Origin of the sequence: Streptomyces sp. NBC_01013 (assembly GCF_045162765.1) — a bacterium.
Taxonomy (GTDB): Bacteria; Actinomycetota; Actinomycetes; order Streptomycetales; family Streptomycetaceae; genus Streptomyces.
On the sequence record NZ_CP108687.1, the window covers coordinates 6,437,511 to 6,459,447 of the forward strand.

Sequence of the window (21,937 nt, forward strand, 5' to 3'; positions counted from 1 at the left end):
CATGCCGTCCCTGCCCACCACACCCGTCCCCATCGTCCTCGCAGGCGCCCGCGGCCACGGCCGCTGGCACCTCGCCAACATCCGCCGCCTCCAGCACCAGGGCCTCGTCCGGCTCGCCGGAGTCTGCGAGCTGATGCCCCTCGACGCCGGTGAACTCGACGCCTTCGCCGGTGAACTCCCCGAGCAGTCGGCCGATTTCGGTGCCCTCCTGGACTCCACCGGCGCCCGCGCAGCCGTCATCTGCACCCCGATCCAGACCCACGCCGAACTGGCGCTCACCGCAGCCGGCCGAGGCGTCCACCTCCTGCTGGAGAAGCCGACCGCCGCGACCCGGGCCGACTTCGAACGGATCCTGGCCGGAGTGCAGCACGCCGGGATCGCCTGCCAGGTGGGTTTCCAGTCCTTCGGCTCGCACGCCGTGCCCGCCATCCGTCAGCTCGTGCGCACCGGTGCCATCGGCACCGTCCGGGGCTACGGGGCCGCCGGTGCCTGGGTCCGGGACGAGGCCTACTACCGGCGCGCCCCCTGGGCCGGGCGGCGCCGCATCGGTGACACCGACGTCGTCGACGGGGTCCTGACCAACCCCCTCGCGCACGCCGTGGCCACCGCCCTCGAACTCGCCGGCAGCGGCACGGCCCAGGACGTCGCCGGAGTCGAGACCGAGCTCTTCCGCGCCCACGACATCGAGGCCGACGACACCTCCTGCGTACGCATCACCACCACGGCGGGGGTCCCCGTCACCGCCGCTGTCACCCTCTGCGCGGAACAGGCCGGTGAGCCCTACGTGATCGTCCACGGCGACCGCGGCCGGATCACCTTCTGGTACAAGCAGGACCGGGTCCTCGTCCAGCGCGCCGGACACGGCCCCGAGGAGGCGGTGCACGGGAGGACCGACCTCCTGGAGAACCTCGTCGACCACCTGGTGCGGGATGCCGCGCTCCTCGTCCCGCCGCACCGCACCGGGGCGTTCATGGAGGTCGTCGAGGCCGTGCGGACCGCCGCCGAGCCCCGCGCGCTGCCGGCCGACGCCTGGTACACCGTGCCCGCGACCGACTCCACCGCCCCCCGCCGGGTGGTACGTGGCATCGACGCACTGGTCGAGGCGGGCGCCGACAACCTCACGCTCTTCTCCGAACTCGGCGCCCCCTGGGCGCGCGGGTCCTGTCCAGGGGAGGCCCCATCCGTCCGCCCTCCCACCTCCGCCCCGGACCCGACGGCACCGGACGTCGCTCCTTCTCCCGCGCTGGAATCCCGCACAGGACCTACCACCGAGGTGAGTTCATCGTGACGACCACCGCACTGCTGAGCTGCGCCGGCCGCCCGGTCGGCCGCTACACCTATCTCCCCGCCACCGACGGCCGTCCCTATCTCCATCCGGTCACCACCCTCGCCGGAACGCCCGTCACCGAGGAGCGTCCGGCCGACCACCTCCACCACCTGGGCACCTCGGTCGCCGTCCCGGACGTCGCCGGGCACAACTTCTGGGGCGGCCGTACCTTCGTCCGCGACCAGGGCCCCACCGCGCTCGACAACCACGGGATCCAGCGCCACCTCGGCTGGAAGCTCCGGGACCCGGACGGGTTCGTCGAGGAGCTCAGCTGGGAGGCCGGCGACACCGAACTGCTGCGGGAGCACCGCACGGTCGCCACCGCCGAACTCTCCCGAGCCGCCTGGGCGCTGGACTTCTCCTTCTCGCTCACCAACCGGGGCACCTCGGACCTGTCGATCGGCAGCCCCGCCACCAACGGGCGGCCCGGCGCCGGATACGGCGGCTTCTTCTGGCGGGCGCCCAAGGAGTCCGCGGCACCGATCGTGTTCAGCGAGAGCGGGGAGGGCGAGGAGGCGGTGCACGGGCGGGCCGCCGACTGGGTGGCGATGAGCGGCGACGGCTGGACCCTGGTCTTCGCCGGGGCGACGGAGGAGACCCGCCGGGACCCGTGGTTCGTGCGGACCGCCGAGTACCCGGGCGTCGGTTCCTCCCTCGCCGCCGCCCGTCGGCTCCCCGTCCCCGCGGGTGCGACGATCGTGCGCCGGGTCGTCACCGTCGTCGCGGACGGCCGGCTCGACCGGGACGGGGCCGCCGCGTACGTCCGCCGGGCGGTGACCGCGTGAGCGCCGTCGGAGAGCGCCCCTGGACCGCCGACCTGGGCGACGGCACCTACCGCAACCCGGTGCTGAACGCGGACTGGTCCGACCCCGACGTGGTGCGGGTCGGTGACGACTTCTACCTCACCGCCTCCAGCTTCGGCCGGGTCCCCGGACTGCCGCTCCTGCACTCGCGCGACCTCGTCAACTGGACCCTCATCGGCCACGCCCTGGACCGGCTGGAGCCGGCCGCGGACTTCGCCGTGCCCCGGCACGACTGCGGGGTGTGGGCGCCGTCGCTGCGGCACCACGCCGGGCGGTTCTGGATCTTCTGGGGCGACCCCGACCACGGCATCCAGCAGATCAACGCCGAGGACATCCGCGGCCCGTGGAGCGCGCCCCATCTGGTCAAGGCGGGCAAGGGGCTGATCGACGCCTGCCCGCTGTGGGACGAGGAGACCGGCGACGCCTACCTGGTGCACGCCTGGGCCAAGTCGCGCTCCGGTATCAAGAACCGGCTCACCGGCCACCGGATGAGCCCCGACGGACGGGAGCTCCTCGACGAGGGCAAGACCCTGATCGACGCCGACACGATCCCCGGCTGGTTCACCCTGGAGGGGCCCAAGCTCTACCGGCGTGACGGCGAGTTCTGGATCCTCGCCCCGGCCGGCGGGGTGAGCACCGGCTGGCAGGGCGCCTTCCGCTCCCGGGAGTTCTTCGGGCCGTACGAGGAGCGCGTCGTCCTCTCCCAGGGCCGGACCGAGGTCAACGGGCCGCACCAGGGCGGCTGGGTCACGACCGCGGCGGGCGAGGACTGGTTCCTGCACTTTCAGGAACGCGGGGCGTACGGGCGGGTGGTCCACCTGCAGCCGATGCGATGGGACGCCGAGGACGGCGGCTGGCCCGTGATCGGCGACGGGGGCGAGCCCGTCCCCGTGCACGCCAAACCGGCGGCGCCCGAGCAGTCCGCCGCGGCCCCGGCCAGTGCGGACAGCTTCCCCGGCGGCCGGTACGGCAGGCAGTGGCAGTGGACCGCCAACCCCCGCCCCGGCTGGACGGTCGAGCACGGCGGGGACGGGCTGCGGCTCAGCTGCGTACGGACGGCGTACGCGCACGATCTGCGGGCGCTGCCCAACGTGCTGGTCCAGCGGCTGCCCGCCGAGACGTTCACCGTCGAGGCCGGGCTCGCGCTCGGCAGCGAGGTGGCGGGGGCCAAGGCCGGTCTCGCGGTGCTCGGGGATGCGTTCAGCTGGATCGGCCTGGAGCGGTCGGCGGACGGCGGTGTACGCCTCGTGCACCGGTACGCCGAGACGGTCGCCGAACACGAACGCGACGCCGAACACAGCAGGGCGGCCCCTGACGGCACGGCCCGGCTCCGGATCGAGGTCGCCGCCGGTGCCCGCTGCCGCTTCTTCGCCGACACCGGGGACGGGTCCGGATTCCGGCCCTCGGGCCAGGTCTTCGCCGCGACGCCGTGGCGCTGGGTCGGCGCCCTGCTCGGCCTGTTCGCCACCGCACCACCCGGGACGGGGCCGGCCGGGACGGCCTGCTTCACCGGATTCCGCACCACCCCCTGACCCGTACCGGCCGGGCCGTCCGAGAGCGACGGCCGGCCGGTACCGGAACCACCGAACCCTCACTCATGCGCACGGACCGAGAGAACCGAGAGAGAAGAGCCGATCATGAACATCTCGAAGACGCAGCGGGGGCGTGCCACGGCCGCTGTCTGCCTTGCCGCGGTGCTCGCACTGACCGCGACCGCCTGCGGTGACGACGGCAGCGACAGCGGCACCGAGGGCAGCGGCAAGGGCGAGATCACCTTCTGGGACAACAACGGTGGTCCGCGCACCGCCATCTGGACCGAGATCATCAAGGACTTCGAGAAGAAGTACCCGGACATCAAGGTCAAGTACGTGCCGATCCCGATCGCGGACGTGCAGTCCAAGTACGACACGGCCATCGCGGGCGGCGGCCTGCCCGACGTCGGTGGCGTCGGCACCGCCTACCTCGCCAACATGGTCTCCCAGGAGGCCCTCGAACCGCTCAACGACCGGATCAAGGGCTCCCCCCTCAACGGCAAGCTCGTCGAGGGCATGGTCGCGAGCGTCAAGGACGCCGGCGGCCGGGGCGACGACATGTACTCCGTGCCGACCTCCGCCAACAACGGCGCCCTCTGGTACCGCACCGACCTGTTCAAGGCCGCGGGCCTCGAAGCCCCCACCACCTGGGCCAACTTCTACAAGGCGGCCGAGAAGCTCACAGCCGCCAAGGACAACAAGTTCGGCTACACGATCCGTGGCGGCGCCGGCTCCATCGCCCAGGCGATCGACGCCTCGTACGGCCAGTCCGGCATCACGGAGTTCTGGAGCGGCGACAAGACGACGCTCAACGACCCGAAGAACGTCGCCGCGCTGGAGAAGTACGTGGCGCTGTACAAGAAGACGACGCCCGCCGCCGACGTCAACAACGACTTCACCAAGATGGTCGCCCAGTTCGACACCGGCACCATCGGCATGCTGAGCCACAACCTGGGCTCCTACCAGGACCACCTGAAGGCGCTGGGCAAGGAGAAGTTCGCCGGCATACCGAACCCGGTCGGTGACAGCGGCACCCGGGTCCAGGTCTCCAATCCGGTCGACGGGCTCGGCCTGTTCCGGTCGAGCAGGAACAAGACGGCGGCCTGGAAGTTCATCGAGTTCGCCGCATCGCACGAGTCGAACAGCAAGTGGAACGAGTCCGCGGGCGCCATCCCGGCGAACACCGAGGCCGCCAAGGACCCGTGGATCAGCGCCACCGAGCCCACCGAGCTCGCCGCGAAGTCCCTCACCGACGGCTCCACCAAGATCGTGCAGCTGCCGTACTACCTGCCGGACTGGAACAACATCAGCAAGGCGGACAACGAGCCGGAGTTCCAGAAGCTGCTGCTCGGCAAGGTCACGGCCAAGGCCTTCCTGGACAAGGTGGCGGACGAGCTGAACAAGGCACAGAAGGAGTGGAAGGAGATCGGCAACGGCTGATCCGGTCCCACACCCCGGTGACCGGGGGCCGGCGGCGGATGGGTCGCGTCCCGCCGCCGGCTCCCTCTCCTCCTGCACCACGTACCGCCGTACGCCCGCGTACGCACCGTTGCGCATCCAAGAGAGAGGCAGCTTCACCGTGTCACTCACCCGCAGGCAGACCGCGGCCGCCCTCGCCGCGCTCCCCCTCGTGCTCGCCACCGGCACCGCCGCGGCGGCGCACGGGCCGGGCGGACGCCCCCGCCCCCGCACCCTGCACATCGCCGGCGACTCGACGGCCGCGCAGAAGTACGCCGACGCGGCACCCGAGACCGGCTGGGGCATGGCCCTGCCGTACTTCCTGGGAAGCACCCTGACGGTCGCCAACCATGCGATGAACGGCCGCAGTTCGAAGAGCTTCATCGACGAGGGCCTGCTCGCCGCGCTGCTGGAGGAGGTCCGCGAGGGCGACCTCCTGCTGATCCAGTTCGGGCACAACGACGAGAAGACCGAGGACCCGGCCCGCGGCACCGACCCGTACACCACCTACCAGGACCACCTGTGCCAGTACGTACACGGCGCACGGTCGCGCCGGGCGCGGCCGGTCCTGCTCACCCCGGTGGAGCGCCGCCGCTTCGCCGCCGACGGTACGGCGAAGCCCAGCCACGGCGAGTACCCGGCCGCGATGCGCGCGCTGGCCGCCGAGGAGCGCGTACCCCTGCTCGACCTCCAGGCGCTCACGCTGGCGCTCTGGCAGGAGCTCGGACCCGACGGCACGCTCGGGTACTTCGACTGGCTGGAGCCGGGCGAGTCGCCCAACTACCCCGACGGCCGGCAGGACAACACGCACTTCCGGCCCCGGGGCGCCGTCGAGGTCGCGCGGCTCGTCGCCCGGTCCCTCGTGGCCGGGAAGGTACTCGCCCCGCGCGACGTACGGCGCACCGATTCCGCGATCCCGCTCGAATGGATCACCTGGCCGCAGGCCTGACCCCGGCCGCCCCACCCGTTCCTTCTCGCCTCACCGCACCTCACCTCACCTCATCTCTCCACCGAAGGATCCGCCATGCCCGCACGCATCTGTCATGCCCGCGCCATTGCCTTGGTGATGGGCTGCGCCTCCCTGGCGCTCGCCGTCTCCGTCCCCGCCCAGGCCACCGGGCACCCGGGCGGCCCCGTCCACCACAAGGGCATCGACCGTGCCGTCCTCGCCGAGAACGACGGCTGGGCCGCCGCCGAGGGCTCCACCACCGGCGGTGCCGCCGCCACCCCCGACCACGTCTACACCGTGAGCAACCGGGCCGAACTCATCGCCGCCTTCGAGGACGCGGGCGACGCGCCGAAGATCATCAAGATCGACGGTACCGTCCACGGGAACTCCGACGCCGCGGGCACCCCGATCGACTGCGAGGCGTACCGGACCGACGGCTACACGCTGGACAAGTACCTCGCCGCCTACGACCCCGCCACCTGGGGCCGCGACGAGGTGCCGTCGGGCCCCCTGGAGGAGGCCCGGCTCGCCTCCGCCAAACTGCAGAAGGCCGCGGTGAACGTCTACGTCCCGTCCAACACCACGCTCGTCGGCGTCGGCAAGGACGCGACGGTCATCGGCGCCAGCCTCCAGATCCAGGGCGTCTCCAACGTCATCGTCCGCAACATCTCGTTCGAGGACACCTACGACTGCTTCCCCCAGTGGGACCCGACGGACGGCGACACCGGCCACTGGAACTCCGAGTACGACAACCTCGTCGTCTACGGCTCCGACCACGTCTGGGTGGACCACAACACCTTCAGCGACGGGGACCGCCCCGACGCCGACCAGCCCCGCTACTTCGACGAGCTGTACCAGCAGCACGACGGGCTCTTCGACATCGTCAAGGGCGCCGACCTCGTCACCGTCTCGTACAACGTCCTCAAGGACCACGACAAGACGATGCTCATCGGCAACAGCGACGGCGCCGGCGCGACCGACAACGGCAAGCTCCGCGTCACCCTGCACCACAACCTCTTCAAGGACGTGAACGAGCGCGCGCCCCGAGTCCGCTTCGGGCAGGTCGACTCGTACAACAACCACTTCGTCGCCACCAAGGGCAGCGTCTACGGCTACACGTACGGCATCGGCGCCAAGTCCCAGCTCGTCGCCGAGCACAACGCGTTCAGCCTCGGCGCCGGGTTCGACCAGGCGAAGATCCTCAAGAAGTGGTCCGAGTCCTCGCTCACCGCCGCGGACAACTACGTCAACGGCCGCAGGACGGACCTCGTCGCGGTCCACAACGCCGGCGTCCCCGCGGAGCAGCTCACCACGGGCGCCGGCTGGACGCCGGTCCTGCGCACCAGGGTCGACCACCCGCTGCTCGTGCCCCTGCTCGTCGGTCTCCAGGCAGGTGCCGGCCGGATCCCCGGCGCCTGACGGCCGACCGCCCCGAACCAATGGCTCCCCGTCGGTGCCCGCCCGGCACCGGCGGGGGCCCGCCGGCCCCGTCGCGCACCCCGCGTGAGGAAGTAAGGAAGTACCGCCCATGCCCAGCAGACGCAGTGCCCTGATCCTGCTCGCGGGCGGCAGCGCCGCCCTCGCACTCGGCGCGCCCACCACCGCGCACGCCCACGGCCGGCCCGGCGCACACCGCCCCTTCGGACGCTACGGCTCACCGTCCCACCGCATCGACGCCTCGACGCTGTACGTCGACGCCGGCGGCAGGGGTGACCACACCACCGTCCAGGCCGCCGTGGACGCCGCGACCGGCACGGGCCGCACCCTGGTGATCGCCCCGGGCACCTACCGCGAGACGGTCGACATCCCGGCCGACCGGACCGGACTCACCCTCATCGGCGCGAGCGACGACCCGCACGACACCGTCATCGTGTACTCCAACGCCAACGGCACCCCCCGGCCCGACGGTTCGGGGACGTACGGCACGAGCGGATCCGCCACCGTCACCGCCCGGCCCGCCGGTCTCACCGCCCGCGGCCTGACCTTCGCCAACGACTGGCTCCGCGCCGACCACCCCGAATACACGGGAACCCAGGCCGTCGCCATCAAGGTGCAGGGCGACCGCTCGGCGTTCTACGGCTGCCGCTTCCTGGGACACCAGGACACCCTGTACGCCGACTCCCTCGCCCTCACCGCCTTCGCCCGCCAGTACTACCGCGACTGCTACGTCGAGGGCGACGTCGACTTCGTCTTCGGCCGGGCCACCGCCGTCCTCGACCGCTGTCACTTCCGCACCCTGACCCGCGCCGACCTGGCGGCCGCGCCGTACGGCTTCGTCTTCGCACCCAGCACCGCCGGAGCCAACCCGCACGGCTACCTGGTGCTGCGCTCCCGCATCACCAGCACCGCGCCGGACGGGTACTTCAAGCTGGCCCGACCCTGGGTGCCCTCCTCCGACCTCACCGCACACCCGATGCTGACCGTGCGCGACAGCCGCCTCGACGCCGGGACCGACACGGACGAGCCCTACGGGACCATGTCCGCGGGCTACCCCTGGCAGGAGCAGCGCTTCGCCGAGTACCGCAACACGGGCCCCGGCGCCCGCGTCACCGTCCCCGCCAACCGCCCCCGGCTGACAGCGTCCGAGGCACGCCTGCACACCCCGGCCGGCTGGCTCGGGGACTGGCGTCCCTACGTGTGAGCGGACACCACCTCATGACGGGAGCCCCGCCGAAACGATCCGGCGGGGCTCTCGTCCTTGCGTGTCCGCTGCTCAGCCGTAGGTGATGTCCGAGCTGCTGTACTTGCAGTACGTCCCGTCCGGCCCGCTGCCGGTCTCCGTCGGCTCGTCACCGTCGTCGTTGCCCGTGTAGCGGACGCACGGCTTGATCTTCTTGCTGCTGTCGCCGTGGATCCGGACCGACTTCAGCGTCGCGGTGTCCCCGTAGTTGGTGTTGATCCCGACCAGTGCCTTGCCCGGCGCCGTCACATCGACGTCGCTGACCGCGATCGTGCGCTTGTACTGCTTGGAACAGTTCCCGCAGGACCGGACGAGCTTGCCGAAGTCCGAGACCTGGAACCCGCTGACGGTCAGCGTGCCCGCGCCGTTGAACTGGAAGACCTTGTCGTCGGCCTTCCTGGCACCGCCGCCGGTCACCTTGTACGTGGCGCCGGAGGAGGTGCCCTTGAAGGACGCCGCGTCCTCACCGACGTCCTCCCACCACACGTTCTGGATCGTGCAGCTGCCCTTGCAGTGGATGCCGTCGGCGGCGGGCGAGCCCACGACGACGTTCTTCAGGACCGCCCCGTCGGCCAGTTCGAAGATCGGGTCCTGACCCTCGTCCTGACCGCCGTCGCCCAGGTCCCCGCTTCCGTAGAAGCGCTTCAGCTTGCCGTCGTACGTCCCCGAGACCTTGATGGTCGCCGAGACGGCCTGCGAACCCGAGGGCGTCGGCCACGCGGCGGCCGCGGCAGCGGTGGGGGCCGCGTCGGCCGACTGGACCAGGAGGCCGGTGGTGAGCGCGGCGCCGGTGAGGGAGAGCGCGGTGGCCGAAGCGGCGATCATGCGACGGCGGCCGGTGCGCCGTGCACGGCTGCCGTGCAGTGCGGCTCGTTTCTTCATGTCGTTGTCCCGTTCCTTGGTGGTGGGGGGAGCGTTCGCTTCCTGGTCGCCACCGTGGGGACAAGGGTTGCCGGGTTCCGCCGTCTTCTTCCGGCCGGCTCGGACGGTCAGTGGTTTGGGCCGAAGTAGTCACCCACAGAGGCCCGTTCGCCGGTGGTGCGGACCGCGTGCGCGGTCAGGTAGTCGCCTGCGGCGTCCCGGGCGCCCTCCGCGTGGTTGTACTGCCCGGCGAACATGTGCGTACCGGCGGGCACGGTCCGGCCCGCCCGCAGCGCCCACCGGTAGACGAGGTAGCCGCCGTCCTCCGTCACCGACACGGTGAAGTCCTCCGCGGGCAGCGAGCGCCAGGAGCCGGTGCTGTTCACCCCGCCGGTGAGGGCGATCCGCAGCTCCACGGTGAGCGAGGACAGCGGCTCGGCCGTCCGCAGCGTCACATCGCTCTGCGCCCAGTAGGCGTTGGAGTGCGGGTCCACGGCGCCGTCGGTCCACAACGGCCCGTCCTCCGTGCGCAACGGGCCGAGGGCCGGGGGCGGGGTCACGGACGGGGTGGGGGAGGCCGTCGGCGGCGCGGCCACCCGCTCCCCGTGCGCGCCGCCCTCTCCGGTGGAGGTGACGGCGAACGCGCCGAACGCCAGCACCCCGCAGACCGCGGCCGTCGCCCCCGCGACCCGCAGCCACGACGGCGCGGCGCGCCGCGGACGCACCACCCGGGCCGGCGGCCCGCCCTCGGCCATGCCGCGCTCGACGCGCGCCAGCATCCGCTCCCGGTCGGGGCGGTGCGCCCCGGCGGCCTCCCGCAGCCGCACGGACAGCTCCTCGTCCTTCACCGGTCTCCTCCGCTGGGCTGCGCCGCGACGGCCGCCTGCACACGCGCGGCGGTGGACGTCTCCGGACCCAGCATCCGCTGCAGTTCCGCGACGGCACGCGAGGTCTGGCTCTTCACGGTACCCACCGAGATCCCGAGCACCAGAGAGGTGTCCCGCTCCGAGAGGTCGAAGGCGTGGCGCAGCACCACGCAGGCACGCTTGCGGAACGGCAGTCTGCGCAGGGCCCCCTGGACATCGACGACCGCCGACACATCCGGATCGTCGACCGTGTCCCCGCCGCCGCGGGGTGCCCAGAACAGCGCGACCCGGCGCCGCTCACGCACCGCGCTGCGGATCCGGCTCCGCGCCATGTTGGCGACGACGCCGCGGGCGTACGCCACCGGATGGTCCGCGTTCCTGACCCGGTCCCAGCGGTGCCAGAGCGCCAGCAGGGCGTCGGCCGCCAGATCGTCGGCGGCGTCGGGCTCACCGGTCAGCAGATGGGCCAGCCGCGCGAGTTCGGCATAGTGGGCCTCGAAGAACTCGTGGAACTCGGCGGCAGCGGCATCCGCTCGGTCGATGGATGTGCCCACAGCTACCTCATCTCTGCGCTCGGACCCCGGTGCCTGCGTGGGTCGGGCTGTGTACGTTCCCAGCCGCCGGCCGCGGCGGGCGGGCGGGGCGAGAGCGTACCAGCGCGTCACGGAAGCGCTTCGACTCGGGTACGTACCCCAGTAAGACGTAACACGGCGAAAACCTGAAGGGCCCCGAAGCGACGAACGTCCCGGCGCCCCCGGGAACGGGGTGCCGGGACGTACCTCGCGCCGCCTATCGCCGGAGCGCGGCCTTCATCATCTTCTGGGCGATCGGGGCCGCGAGGCCGTTGCCGCTGACCTCCGCGTCCGCCGAACCCGAGTCCTCCACGATCACCGCGACCGCGACCTCCTGGCCGCTGGAATCCTCCTTCGCGTACGAGGTGAACCACGCGTACGGGGTGTTGCTGTTGCCCACGCCGTTCTCCGCGGTGCCGGTCTTGCCGCCCACCTCGGCCCCGCCGATCCGGGCGTTGGTGCCCGTGCCCTCCTCGACGACGGTCACCATCGCGCTGCGCAACTGCTCGGCCGTGGACGAGGACACGATCCGCTTCATGTCGCCGTCCTCGAAGTCCTCCAGCGTGCTGCCGTTCGCGTCCGTCACCTTGGAGACCATGTGCGGTGCGGCCAGCTCGCCGTCGTTGGCGAGAGCAGCCGAGACCATCGCGATCTGGAGCGGAGTCGCGGTGACCTCGAACTGGCCGATCCCGCTCAGCGCCGTCTGCGCCTTGTCCATCCCGGACGGGTAGATGCTCTTCGAGGCCCGGACCGGCACATCGAGCTTCTCGGTGTTGAAGCCGAACTTCTCCGCCATCGCCCGCACCTTGTCCTGGCCGAGATCGGCGGCGACCTTGCCGAAGACGTTGTTGCACGAGTACTGGAGTGCCACGCGCAGCGTCGCGTTCTCGCAGGGCGCCGAGGCGCTCTCGTTCCTGAGGACCTTGCTGCTCCCGGGCAGCGTGTACGGGACCGGGCTCTTCGTGGGCTCGTCGACCGAGTGGTACAGACCGTTCTCCAGCGCCGCCGACGCCACCACCAGCTTGAACGTGGAACCCGGCGCCAGCGGCTGTCGCAGCGCGCGGTTGACCAGCGGCTTGTCCGGGTCGGCGAGCAGCTTCTGCCAGGTGTCGCCGTCCGTCGTCCCGCTGATGTCGGACGGGTCGTAGGACGGGGAGGAGACCATCCCCAGGATCTGGCCGCTCTTCGGGTCGATCGCGACGGCCGCGCCCTTGTCGTCGCCGAGCGCGTCCTGCGCCGCCTTCTGGACATCCGGGTCGATCGTCGTCACTACATTGCCGGGCGCGTTCCGTCTGCCGGTCAGCGAGTCCAGCGGATTCTTCAGCCGGGTGTCGGTTCCGTCCAGCACCTGACTGTAGATGCCTTCGAGCTGGGTGGATCCGTAGGCCTGCGAGCTGTAGCCCGTGACGGCCGCGTAGAGGTCACCCTTCTTGTAGGTGCGTTTGTACGCGAGGTCGCTGCCCTCCGTCTTCTTCGATCCGGTGACCGGGGAACCGGCCACGATGATGTCCCCGAGCGGCTGCGCGTACTGCGCGATGGTCTTCCGCCGGTTGTGGTCGTCGTCTGCGAGCGCCCGGGCCTGGTACGCCTGCACCCAGGTGGCCCGCCCCAGCAGGGCGAGGACCAGCAGCAGGCAGAAGACCGAGGCGCGCCTGATCGTCTTGTTCATCCCGCTGGAGGGACGAGCGGGAGGCCGCACTCCGTTCCCTGCTGTGCCGCTTCTCACCCATTCCTCATCGAAGCCGTCGATTCCCTCCGGTCAGCCGGGCGTGATGAAACCCGACTCGTAAGCCGCGATGACCGCCTGCGTGCGGTCCCGGGCGCCGGTCTTCGCGAGGACGCCCGCCACATGGCTCTTCGCCGTCGCCGGGCCCACCCGCAGCCGGGCGGCGATCTCCGCGTTGGTGAGCCCGCTCGCCATCAGCCGCAGCACATCCGCCTCCCGGTCGGTGAGCCTGGCCGCCCAGGGCGGCGCGGCGGACGGCTGCCGCTTCCCGTACGCGGCCGCCAGACCCCGTACCGCGGAGGGGAAGAGCAGCGAGTCGCTGCGGGCGACCAGCCGCACCGCCTGGACCAGGTCCTCGGCCGCCGCCCGCTTGAGCAGGAAGCCCGCCGCCCCGGCGCGCAGCGCCTCGTACACATAGGAGTCGTTCTCGAAGGTGGTGACAACGACGATGCGCGGGGCCGGGTCGAGCGTGGCGAGGATCTGCTCCGTCGCCCGGATCCCGTCGATCTCCGGCATCCGCACATCCATCAGCACCACATCGGGGCGCAGTTCGCGCACCACGGAGACGGCCTCGGCGCCCGTCGCCGCCTCGCCGACGACCGTCAGGCCGCTCTCGGCGTCCAGGATGACCCGCAGGGCGGTGCGGACCATGCGTTCGTCGTCCGCGAGGACGATCCGGACCGGTGTGCTCATCGCTGCTCCTGTACGGGGGTGTGCAGGGGGAGGCGGGCGGTCAGCCGCCACCCGCCGTCGTGCGGTCCGGCCTCGGTACGGCCACCGAGCAGCACGGCCCGTTCGGCGATGCCGCGCAGCCCGTGGCCGCCGCCGGGGCGTACCACCGGCGGCCGTTCGGGCAGCGGACTGTCCAGGACGATGCCCAGCTCCCCGGTGCCCACCGTGACGCGCAGCCGCACCGGTTCCCCGCGCCCGCCGTGCCGCAGCGCGTTGCTCAGTCCCTCCTGCACGATCCGGTACGCCTCGCGGGACACCGCCCCGGGGACGGCCCCCGGGTCGCCGTCGGTGGTGTGGGCGACGGGCAGCCCGCAGTGTGCGAGCAGCCCGTCCAGCGCGTCGAGTCCCGGGCCGGACGGTGCGTCCGGCGCTCCGTCGTCCTCCTTGCGCAACAGCCCCAGCACGGTGTCGAGTTCGCCCACCGTGCGTCGGGTCGTCTCCTCGATCGCGGTCAGCGCGGCCCGGACGAACTCCGGGTCGCTGTCCAGGACCCTGCGGGCCGCGCCCGCCTGGAGGGTGACCGCGCTGAGCGCGTGGCCGACGGAGTCGTGCAGTTCGCGGGCCAACCGGTTGCGGACCGCCAGTTCGGCCGCGCGCCGTTCGGCGGCGGCGAGCCGGTCGTCCGGGGTCGGGCCGAGCAGCACCGGCGCCCGGTTCGCCAGGAGCGCCCCGGCCGCCGCCGCGCAGCCGGCCAGGGCGACCAGCATCGCGATCCCGGCGAGCGGTGCCAGGGCCAGGACCCACGTGCGATCCAGCGCCTCGGGCAGGTCCAGCACGGGGGAGTCCCGCTCGGCCGCGAAGAACGGCAGCCCCATGACGCCCACGGAGAACGGCACCAGTGACAGCGTCATGCCGCTGATGACAGCGCCGAGCCCCACGTGCAGGGTGAACCAGGCCGCCGACCGGACCCGTGCCTGCCGGGTCCTTGCGGGCCCGTCCGCGAGCGGCCGGTCCGCCGGCAGACCGCACAGGGCGCGGGCGACGGCCACCGAGAGCGGCCGGGCGAGCGGCACGAGTGCGGTGACCGCGGCCATCGGCAGGGCGTAGGCGAACGCGATCAGTTGGTTGGCCGGCGAGCTGAAGACATTGGCGTCGGGGCGGTACATGCCGACGATCACGGTGCCGACCAGGAAGTACGGCATCAGCAGCGCGCCGCCGATGATCAGGTGCAGCCAGCGCTGCCGGGCCCGTCGGCCGAGCAGCGGCGTCACGCCCGGCGGCCCGCCCGTCCGGTCGCGGCCGAGCGCTCCACCAGGAAGTACGCGCCCAGCGTCATCACCAGCGTCCCGACCAGCATCTGCACAGCGTAGATCAGCACCATGGTGGCAGTGGGCTGATCGGCGAGGTCGTCGACGTCGCTCAGTGAGGCGATGCTCATCCAGCCGCCCCAGCAGGCCGTTGCTCCGGAGCCACCCCAGGCCAGGGTGAGCGGCACCCACAGGGGCAGCGCGGAACTGCGACGGAAGGCCAGGAGCAGGATTCCGGCTGCGGTGACGACGACGAAGAGGGCGAAGACGGCTTCGAGCACCGCGGAGCCGCTCGTGCGCTCCGCGATCCGGCCCTGGTTGAGACCGGCCGTCGAGCCGGCGGCCCAGAGCACATGCAGGGTGCCGGGCACCAGGGCGATCAGCGAGGCAGCGACGGCGGCGGCGCGCAGCGCGGGAGCGGTGGGACTGTCCGGAAGTTCGCGCAGCGTGCCCTGCCAGAGGTGGCCCCAGCGGTCCCGGGCGTACAGCGCGAACAGGGTGCCGAGGGCCAGTCCCTGGATGATGAAACCGGTGTAGACGACGCCGAAGACCCACTCGTCCAGGAAGGGGCGGCCCGCGTCGCCCTTGTTGACGGTCCTCCCGCCCAGGACCTTGACCAGCAGTTGCAGCGGATAGCCGGTCATGATCGGCAGCAGCAGACCGGTCGCCACCCACATCGGCAGGGCGAGCAGCCAGGCGGGTACCCGCCGGCCCCAGCCCTGGGTGAGCAGCAGGGCGATGACCACGACGGCGCTGTCCATCAGGACCGAGGCGCCGTTCGCGACAGCCATCGTGGTGCGGTGGTCGAGGAGCGGGCTGCCGGCCGGGATCCCGAGGCGACTGCCCGTGATCCAGGCGACCTTGAGGACGATGTAGGGCAGGCAGGAGGCGATCGCGAGGGTGCGCAGCGTGGTGCGGAGACGGTCCGTGACCGGGGCGGCGGCTTCCGGCGCGGGGGCGGGTGCGAGAGGTGTCCGTGTCATGGCACCCACGCTGCCGCGCGGCCGGCCCGGGCACGTCCTGCCCGGTGACGATCCGTCTCCGCCATCCGGCGGAGACGGAACGCCGCAGCGGCTCAGACCAGTTCGGGCTGCAGCTCCGGCTGCCGCACCGGCGCGGGCTTCGGGTCCCACTGCCTGGTGGTGCGCACATACGCGTAGATCACCGAGGCCATCGCCAGGATGAGCAGGGGGCCGAACAGCCACGGATGGGCGGCCATCTGCGTCGGCAGGTAGCGGGCGGCCACCAGGATCGCGGCGAAGACCGTCGAGCCGTAAGCGACCAGCTGGGTACCGGAGCGGTCCCAGCCGCGTTCGAGCGAGCGCAGGGCGGTCTCGATCGTGAGGGTGAAGATCACGCCGGTGATGATGTCGATGCCGTAGTGGTAGCCGAAGCCCAGTGTCGCGGCGAGTGTGGCGACCAGCCAGAACGCGCCCGCGAACTGCAGGAACCGGGGGCCCTTGCGGGAATGGATGAAGATCGTGGTGGCCCACGCCGTGTGCAGGCTGGGCATGCAGTTGCGCGGGGTGAAGTCGTCGAACGGCATGTGGTGCGGGCCGCTGCTCGGCGGCATCGTGTCGGGCCACAGATTGGCCGCGGCCCAGTGCCCGCCCTCGGCGCCGTAGGCGAAGACCGGTCCGACGACCGGGTAGATCATGTAGATGGCCGGCCCCAGGAGGCCGATGACCAGGAAGGTGCGCACCAGATGGTGGGACGGGAAGCGGCGGTCGGCCGCCACGTTGCGCAGCTGGTACAGCGCGACGACGACCGCGGCCACCGCGAGCTGGGTGTAGACGGAGTCGAGGAAGAGCTCGCCGCCCGAGCCGGTGGCCCTGACCAGGCGGCCGACCAGCCACGAGGGGTTGCCCAGCGCGTGGTCGGCGGTCGCCACGTACTGGTCGAGCACCAGCGGGCGGGTCTTCGAGGTGATGAGCAACCAGGTGTCGCCGGTCTTGCGGCCGGTCACCAGCAGCAGGCCCAGCCCGACGCCCTTCAGCAGCAGGACGCGTTCCGCGCCGGTCCGGCGGAAGACGGCGAAGGCCGCGCAGCCCAGGATGACCCACAGTGCGCCGTTGCCGAAGGGGTGGCCGTGGGTCACCGGCGCGTCGGCCACCCATCGCACCAGCAGGACGACGAGGTCGATACCGACGGCGATCCCGGTCGCGATGAACCGCTGGCGCCAGGTGAGCACCACCATCATCAGGCCCATGCTGGCGTACAGCAGGAACCCGGAGGCGGGGGCGGATATCGCCTCTCGCGCCTGGCTGGCGATCGGCCCCGGCAGACCGTAGTGACGTGCGGCGATCTCCAGAGCGACGAGGAATCCCAGGCCCACCACCCCCGCCGCGGCCCACAGTGCCGTCTTCGGCCGACGCCAACTACCGGACGTGATGCTGCTGGTTATTCGCGAAAACACCCGCGGTGCTATAGGTATCAAGAGTTTGGCCGATTTGTTAGATGGTGGTGGAGTACGTCACGTCGTGGGTCATTTGTCGTGCCAGAAGGCACGGTTCGCCCGTGCGGTGCGGACGATGAGGTCAATCGCCATGAATTCGAGCATGTTATCGGAGTGGTGTTCGAGGGCCCGATAGTCATGCGGATTCCGCGGCAGGCCGGGGGCCTGTCGCGTGGCACCGGTCGGCGGTTCCTAGCCGGGCAGGGTGAACAGCAGCCCGTCCGTCTCCTCGCCGCGCGCGTGCGCGTAGCCGCGGTCCTCGCCCGTCACCATGAACCCGCACTTCTCCAGCACCCGCCGCGAGCCCGCGTTGTCGGCCGCGGCGCGTGCGTACAACGGGCGTTCGGGTACGACGTCGAGCAGGGCGCCCAGAGCCGCGGTGGCCAGACCGCGGCCCCAGCACGCCCGGTCGATCCAGTACATGACCTGCCGGTCGCCCGGCGTCCCGTACACCCCGGCGCTGCCGACCACCGCCCCGTCGGCGAGCACCGTGCGCATCACGACGGAGGGGTCCGCGAGGATCCGCGCCCAGTGCGCGTCGAACGCGTGCCGGTCGCTCGGGTCCTCACTGGTGAAGGCGGCCGTACGGACCGACTCGGGGTCGGACATCCAGGCGAAGAAGCACGGCAGGTCACTGTCCCGCACCTCGCGCAGCCGGACGTCCACGGTCAGAGCCTCCGGGTGGCGAGAGTCAGCCGGTCCCGCGCGTCGAACAGGGCGTCCTTGACCATCTGCTCGTGCGCCGGCGTGAGCCTGGCGACCGGCACGGAGCAACTGATGGCATCCCGGGCCGGGGTGCGGTACGGGACGGCGACGCCGAAGCAGCGCAGCCCCAGGGTGTTCTCCTCGCGGTCCACCGCGTAACCCTGTTCGCGGATCAGGTGCAGCTCCTCGATGAGCTTCTCCCGGTCCGTCAGGGTGTGCTCGGTCAGCGCGGGCAGCGTCTCGGGCAGCATCTTGCGGACCTGCTCGTCACTGTGGGTGGCCAGCAGCGCCTTGCCGAGCGAGGTCGAGTGCGCGGGCAGCCGGCGGCCGACGCGGGTGAAGGGGCGCAGGTAGTGCTGGGACTGGCGGGTGGCGAGGTAGACCACGTTCGTCCCGTCGAGCCGGGCGAGGTGGATGGTCTCCGTGGTGTCGTCGGAGAGCCGGTCCAGGGTGGGGCGGGCGGCCGCGACCACCTCGTCCCCGTCGATGTACGAGGTGCCGACCAGCAGCGCGCGCACACCGATGCCGTAGCGCGTCCCCGTCGCGTCCGTCTCCACCCAGCCCAGCTCGACCAGTGTGCGCAGCAGCATGTAGAGGCTGGACTTGGGGTATCCGACGGCCTCCTGCACCGCGGCGAGGGAGTGCATGCCGGGCCGCCCGGCGAAGTACTCCAGCAGCTCCACCGTCCTTACCGCGGACTTGACCTGTGCCCCACCAGACTCGGCAACCGACATCGCCCTACGCCCCTTCCAGCCCACTTACGAAACCCTGCGACTTCTTGCCAACACCGAACGCCCGGAAATAGAGTCGCTTCATATTCACGATCAGGAACTCTGTTCAGAATACCGAACAACTTCTGATGTGTGGCAGTGGAGCGGAAGGAAACACGGTGGCAGCAGCACCAGTCTGGAGCGTCGACCCCCGCACCGGGAACCCGCGTGAGCAGGTTGCGGTGGAGGCTACAGCGGAGGAGGTCGACCGCGTGGTCCGGGCCGCGCACGCCGTACGCGCCTCCCTGGCCGACCGCACCGTGCGCGCCGCGTTCCTGCGCACGGCGGCCGATCTGCTCGCCGAGGCCCGTGAGCACGTCATCGAGGCGGCCGACGCCGAGACGGCGCTCGGCCCTGCGCGGCTGACCGGTGAACTCGCCCGCACCGCGGCCCAGCTGCGCGCGTTCGCGGAGGTCGTCGACGAGGGCGCGTACCTCGACATCCACATCGACCACGAGGACGCCACCCGCACCCCGCCGTGGCCCGACCTGCGCCGCTACAAGATCCCGCTCGGCGTCGTCGCCGTCTACGCGGCCAGCAACTTCCCGCTCGCCTTCTCCGTACCCGGCGGCGACACCGCCAGCGCCCTCGCGGCCGGCTGCCCGGTCGTCGTCAAGGCGCACCCCGATCACCCCGCGACCTCCGAACTGTGCGCGTCCATCCTGCGCCGGGCCGCGGCGCAGCACGGACTGCCCGAGGACGTCGTCACCGTCGTGCACGGCTTCGAGGCGGGCGTCGAACTGGTCAAGCACCCCCTCGTCAGCGCCGCGGGCTTCACCGGCTCCATCCGCGGTGGACGCGCCCTGTTCGACGCGGCGGCCGCGCGCCCGGCCCCCATCCCCTTCCACGGCGAGCTCGGCTCGCTCAACCCCGTCGTCGTCACCGAAGCCGCCGCCGCCGAGCGCGGCGAGCAGATCGGCACCGGACTCGCGGGTTCGATGACCATGGGCGCGGGCCAGTTCTGCACCAAGCCCGGTTTCGTCCTGGCCCCCGCGGGCGAGAACGGCGACCGGCTGCTGAAGTCGCTCACCGGAGCGGTCAGCGACACCGAGGCCGGAGTCCTGCTCGACCACCGCATGCGCGACGCCTTCCTCGCCGGAGTGAAGGAGCGGACCGCACTGCCGGAGGTGGAGGCCCCGGTCACCCCCGGCGCGGGCGGTGAACACACCGTCGCGGCCGGCTTCCTGACCGTACCGGCGCAGCTGCTCGCCACCGAAGGACCGCACGACGCGCTCCTGGAGGAGTGCTTCGGCCCGGTCACCGTCGTCGCCCGCTACACCTCCGAGGACGAGATCACCGCGGTCCTGTCCCGGCTGCCCGGCAACCTCACCGCCACCCTCCAGATCGCCACCGAGGAGGCCGACGCCAGCGCCCCGGCACTCCTGGACGCGCTCACCCCGCTTGCCGGACGCGTCCTGGTCAACGGCTGGCCGACCGGCGTCGCCGTAGCCCCCGCCCAGCACCACGGCGGCCCCTACCCGGCCACCACCTCCACCTTCACCTCGGTCGGTGCCACCGCGATCGAGCGCTGGCTGCGCCCGGTCAGCTACCAGACCACCCCGGACGCGCTGCTCCCGCCGGAGCTGCGCGAGGACAACCCGCAGGGCCTGCCCCGCCGTGTGAACGGACGACCCGCATGACCCTGCGACTTCCCGAACTCCCCTTCGGACTGGAGCCGTTCGGTCCCGCCACGGGATGGAACTACGAGGACGGGGTGCTCACCGGCCGCGCGGGAGCCCGGCAGGACCGCTTCGTCCCGCCGGGCAGCGAAGTCCTCGACCCGGTCAGTGACGCGCCCCGGCTGCTGGGCACCGCCCCGGCGGGCGACTTCCAGCTGATCGCCCGGGTGAGGGCCGGCTTCGCCGCCGCCTTCGACGCGGGGGTCCTCTACCTCCACGTCAGCGACCGGGAGTGGGCCAAGGTCTGCTTGGAACTCTCCCCCGACCGCCCCACCATCTGCACCGTCGTCACCCGCGGACACTCCGACGACGTCAACTCCTTCGTCGTGGACGGCGACACCTACTGGCTGCGCCTGAGCCGCACCGGCAACGCTTTCGCCTGCCATGCCTCGCCCGACGGCGAGAAGTGGACCTTCGTCCGCGTCTTCGCCCTGGGAGACCCGGAACGGGCCGCCACCGCGTCCGTCGGCTTCCTCGCCCAGTCACCCACGGGGGAGGGCTGCGAGGTCTCCTTCGACCGGATCGAGTTCAGGCCGACGGGGATCGCCGACCTGCGCGACGGCAGCTGACCGAGTCCGCGTCGATGCCCCGCCCCCGGACACGGGGGCGGGGCATCGACGCGTGTGGACGCACCCCGGCCGAGAGCGCACCGGCCGATCACGGCCGGCCGGTGCCGGCGAAGCGCGGCGGTGCGGCGGGGGCCGACGCCGATCGGAGCGTCGGGCCCGCCGGCGGGCGCGGAAAATGCCTGCCCGCATTCCGCCACCCGTGAGACTCTGCCGACGGTCGACTGCCGAACTGCTGGGGGAGAGACACACCATGGCTGTGCATCTGATCGGGGGTGGCTGGGACGGGGGAGCCGCGTCGCTCGTGTACGGGCCGTTCCTCGCCGAGGCGGGGCACGAGGGCGTGGTGGGGTGCCTGCTGGTCGACGAGGGGGACGGCGACCAGCAGTTCGCGCGCTACGACGCCGCGCTGCGCGGGGTGGCGCCGCAGTGCAGGCCGGTGCCGCTGCTCGTACCCGTGGGCGGGGTGTTCGAGCCCGGGACGCTCGCCGGTCTGGACGGGCTGCTGGTCGGCGGGGGGCTGACGCCCGCCTACCAGGACGTGCTCCGCCCGGTTGCGGCCGCGGTGTCACAGGTACTCGCCGAACGCCCGCTGCCGTACGCGGGTTTCTCCGCAGGTGCCGTTGTCGCCGCGCGCCGGGCCCTGATCGGCGGGTGGCTGGACCGTGGCGTTCCGGTGTGCCCGGACGACGCCGCCGAGGACCTCGACGAGATCGAGGTGCGCGACGGCCTCGGGCTCGTCCCGTACACCGTCGAGGTGCACGCCGCCCAGTGGGGGACGCTCGCGCGCCTGGTCGCCGCCGTCGCCCGCGGTGACACGGACCGCGGTGTCGCCCTCGGTGAGAACACGCTGCTGACCGTGGAGAGCGACGGCCGCGCGGTGGTGGCCGGGGCGGGGCAGGTGCATCTCGTACGGGGCGCGGAGCCGGCCGGTTCGGTCACGGTGCGCGCCTTCCGTGCGGGGGAGGTGCTCACCGCCTGAGAGCAGGGGCCGGGCCCGTTCCGGCGC

General features: G+C 72.0%; 20 protein-coding genes. 10 read left to right on the top strand and 10 right to left on the bottom strand.

Going from position 1 to position 21,937, the window contains the following annotated elements; genetic code table 11:
* Position 1: 1 nt before the first annotated feature.
* The 7 genes from OG538_RS28040 (at position 2) to OG538_RS28070 (ending at position 8,710) form a co-directional block, all read left to right on the top strand.
* On the top strand, positions 2-1,288 hold the full coding sequence (locus OG538_RS28040) for a Gfo/Idh/MocA family protein (RefSeq protein ID WP_406098165.1): 1,287 nt from the start codon (positions 2-4) through the stop codon (positions 1,286-1,288).
* The gene (locus OG538_RS28045) at positions 1,285-2,112 is read left to right on the top strand and encodes a PmoA family protein (protein WP_406098167.1); all 828 of its coding nucleotides are present in this window, start codon (positions 1,285-1,287) and stop codon (positions 2,110-2,112) included. The genes OG538_RS28040 and OG538_RS28045 overlap by 4 nt, the downstream gene beginning before the upstream one ends.
* Complete coding sequence (locus OG538_RS28050) at positions 2,109-3,662, top strand: family 43 glycosylhydrolase (protein ID WP_406098169.1); 1,554 nt, start codon at positions 2,109-2,111, stop codon at positions 3,660-3,662. Before OG538_RS28045 ends, OG538_RS28050 begins: the two co-directional genes overlap by 4 nt.
* 105 nt (positions 3,663-3,767) lie before the next feature.
* The gene (locus OG538_RS28055) at positions 3,768-5,102 is read left to right on the top strand and encodes an ABC transporter substrate-binding protein (protein WP_406098171.1); all 1,335 of its coding nucleotides are present in this window, start codon (positions 3,768-3,770) and stop codon (positions 5,100-5,102) included.
* A 139-nt stretch (positions 5,103-5,241) separates the two neighbouring features.
* The gene (locus tag OG538_RS28060; protein ID WP_406098173.1) at positions 5,242-6,069 is read left to right on the top strand and encodes a rhamnogalacturonan acetylesterase; all 828 of its coding nucleotides are present in this window, start codon (positions 5,242-5,244) and stop codon (positions 6,067-6,069) included.
* 75 nt (positions 6,070-6,144) lie between these two features.
* Positions 6,145-7,488 carry a polysaccharide lyase family 1 protein gene (locus tag OG538_RS28065; protein WP_406098175.1) on the top strand — a complete coding sequence of 448 codons (1,344 nt, stop codon included), beginning with the start codon at positions 6,145-6,147 and terminating at the stop codon, positions 7,486-7,488.
* Between the two features lie 109 nt (positions 7,489-7,597).
* Entirely contained in the window at positions 7,598-8,710 is a 1,113-nt protein-coding gene (locus tag OG538_RS28070) for a pectinesterase family protein (protein ID WP_406098177.1), read from the top strand.
* A gap of 72 nt (positions 8,711-8,782) precedes the next feature.
* Here OG538_RS28070 and OG538_RS28075 read toward each other — a convergent pair whose 3' ends face one another.
* The 10 genes from OG538_RS28075 to OG538_RS28120 form a co-directional block, all read right to left on the bottom strand.
* Entirely contained in the window at positions 8,783-9,631 is an 849-nt protein-coding gene (locus tag OG538_RS28075) for a pectate lyase (RefSeq protein WP_406098179.1), read from the bottom strand.
* Positions 9,632-9,738: 107 nt separating this feature from the next.
* Entirely contained in the window at positions 9,739-10,458 is a 720-nt protein-coding gene (locus tag OG538_RS28080) for a hypothetical protein (RefSeq protein WP_406098181.1), read from the bottom strand.
* The gene (locus OG538_RS28085) at positions 10,455-11,030 is read right to left on the bottom strand and encodes a SigE family RNA polymerase sigma factor (protein ID WP_406098183.1); all 576 of its coding nucleotides are present in this window, start codon (positions 11,028-11,030) and stop codon (positions 10,455-10,457) included. Before OG538_RS28085 ends, OG538_RS28080 begins: the two co-directional genes overlap by 4 nt.
* A 235-nt stretch (positions 11,031-11,265) precedes the next feature.
* The gene (locus tag OG538_RS28090) at positions 11,266-12,717 is read right to left on the bottom strand and encodes a peptidoglycan D,D-transpeptidase FtsI family protein (RefSeq protein WP_406098185.1); all 1,452 of its coding nucleotides are present in this window, start codon (positions 12,715-12,717) and stop codon (positions 11,266-11,268) included.
* A gap of 90 nt (positions 12,718-12,807) precedes the next feature.
* Entirely contained in the window at positions 12,808-13,467 is a 660-nt protein-coding gene (locus OG538_RS28095; protein WP_406098187.1) for a response regulator, read from the bottom strand.
* The gene (locus OG538_RS28100; protein ID WP_406098191.1) at positions 13,464-14,717 is read right to left on the bottom strand and encodes a sensor histidine kinase; all 1,254 of its coding nucleotides are present in this window, start codon (positions 14,715-14,717) and stop codon (positions 13,464-13,466) included. Before OG538_RS28100 ends, OG538_RS28095 begins: the two co-directional genes overlap by 4 nt.
* The gene (locus tag OG538_RS28105) at positions 14,714-15,736 is read right to left on the bottom strand and encodes a hypothetical protein (protein ID WP_406098193.1); all 1,023 of its coding nucleotides are present in this window, start codon (positions 15,734-15,736) and stop codon (positions 14,714-14,716) included. The genes OG538_RS28100 and OG538_RS28105 overlap by 4 nt, the downstream gene beginning before the upstream one ends.
* 92 nt (positions 15,737-15,828) lie before the next feature.
* On the bottom strand, positions 15,829-17,145 hold the full coding sequence (locus OG538_RS28110) for a phosphatase PAP2 family protein (RefSeq protein ID WP_406100342.1): 1,317 nt from the start codon (positions 17,143-17,145) through the stop codon (positions 15,829-15,831).
* Positions 17,146-17,400: 255 nt separating this feature from the next.
* Positions 17,401-17,874, bottom strand: coding sequence for a GNAT family N-acetyltransferase (locus OG538_RS28115; protein WP_406098195.1), 474 nt, complete (start codon positions 17,872-17,874; stop codon positions 17,401-17,403).
* Positions 17,875-17,876: 2 nt separating this feature from the next.
* Entirely contained in the window at positions 17,877-18,647 is a 771-nt protein-coding gene (locus OG538_RS28120) for an IclR family transcriptional regulator (RefSeq protein ID WP_219569419.1), read from the bottom strand.
* Positions 18,648-18,802: 155 nt separating this feature from the next.
* Between OG538_RS28120 and OG538_RS28125 the strand changes: the two genes are divergently transcribed.
* The 3 genes from OG538_RS28125 (at position 18,803) to OG538_RS28135 (ending at position 21,910) form a co-directional block, all read left to right on the top strand.
* The gene (locus OG538_RS28125; RefSeq protein ID WP_406098197.1) at positions 18,803-20,323 is read left to right on the top strand and encodes an aldehyde dehydrogenase (NADP(+)); all 1,521 of its coding nucleotides are present in this window, start codon (positions 18,803-18,805) and stop codon (positions 20,321-20,323) included.
* A complete protein-coding gene (locus OG538_RS28130) occupies positions 20,320-20,931 on the top strand; it encodes a DUF1349 domain-containing protein (RefSeq protein WP_406098199.1) in 612 nt (203 codons plus the stop codon). The genes OG538_RS28125 and OG538_RS28130 overlap by 4 nt, the downstream gene beginning before the upstream one ends.
* A 250-nt stretch (positions 20,932-21,181) precedes the next feature.
* Complete coding sequence (locus OG538_RS28135) at positions 21,182-21,910, top strand: hypothetical protein (protein WP_406098201.1); 729 nt, start codon at positions 21,182-21,184, stop codon at positions 21,908-21,910.
* Positions 21,911-21,937 lie beyond the last annotated feature (27 nt).

What these genes read in the sequence shown, in the direction of transcription:
- OG538_RS28105 (WP_406098193.1), bottom strand. Translation starts at nt 15,736, where the DNA reads ATGACACGGACACCTCTCGCACCCGCCCCCGCGCCGGAAGCCGCCGCC.
- OG538_RS28090 (WP_406098185.1), bottom strand. Translation starts at nt 12,717, where the DNA reads ATGAACAAGACGATCAGGCGCGCCTCGGTCTTCTGCCTGCTGCTGGTC.
- OG538_RS28130 (WP_406098199.1), top strand. Translation starts at nt 20,320, where the DNA reads ATGACCCTGCGACTTCCCGAACTCCCCTTCGGACTGGAGCCGTTCGGT.
- OG538_RS28040 (WP_406098165.1), top strand. Translation starts at nt 2, where the DNA reads ATGCCGTCCCTGCCCACCACACCCGTCCCCATCGTCCTCGCAGGCGCC.
- OG538_RS28075 (WP_406098179.1), bottom strand. Translation starts at nt 9,631, where the DNA reads ATGAAGAAACGAGCCGCACTGCACGGCAGCCGTGCACGGCGCACCGGC.
- OG538_RS28065 (WP_406098175.1), top strand. Translation starts at nt 6,145, where the DNA reads ATGCCCGCACGCATCTGTCATGCCCGCGCCATTGCCTTGGTGATGGGC.
- OG538_RS28055 (WP_406098171.1), top strand. Translation starts at nt 3,768, where the DNA reads ATGAACATCTCGAAGACGCAGCGGGGGCGTGCCACGGCCGCTGTCTGC.
- OG538_RS28095 (WP_406098187.1), bottom strand. Translation starts at nt 13,467, where the DNA reads ATGAGCACACCGGTCCGGATCGTCCTCGCGGACGACGAACGCATGGTC.
- OG538_RS28120 (WP_219569419.1), bottom strand. Translation starts at nt 18,647, where the DNA reads ATGTCGGTTGCCGAGTCTGGTGGGGCACAGGTCAAGTCCGCGGTAAGG.
- OG538_RS28135 (WP_406098201.1), top strand. Translation starts at nt 21,182, where the DNA reads ATGGCTGTGCATCTGATCGGGGGTGGCTGGGACGGGGGAGCCGCGTCG.
- OG538_RS28070 (WP_406098177.1), top strand. Translation starts at nt 7,598, where the DNA reads ATGCCCAGCAGACGCAGTGCCCTGATCCTGCTCGCGGGCGGCAGCGCC.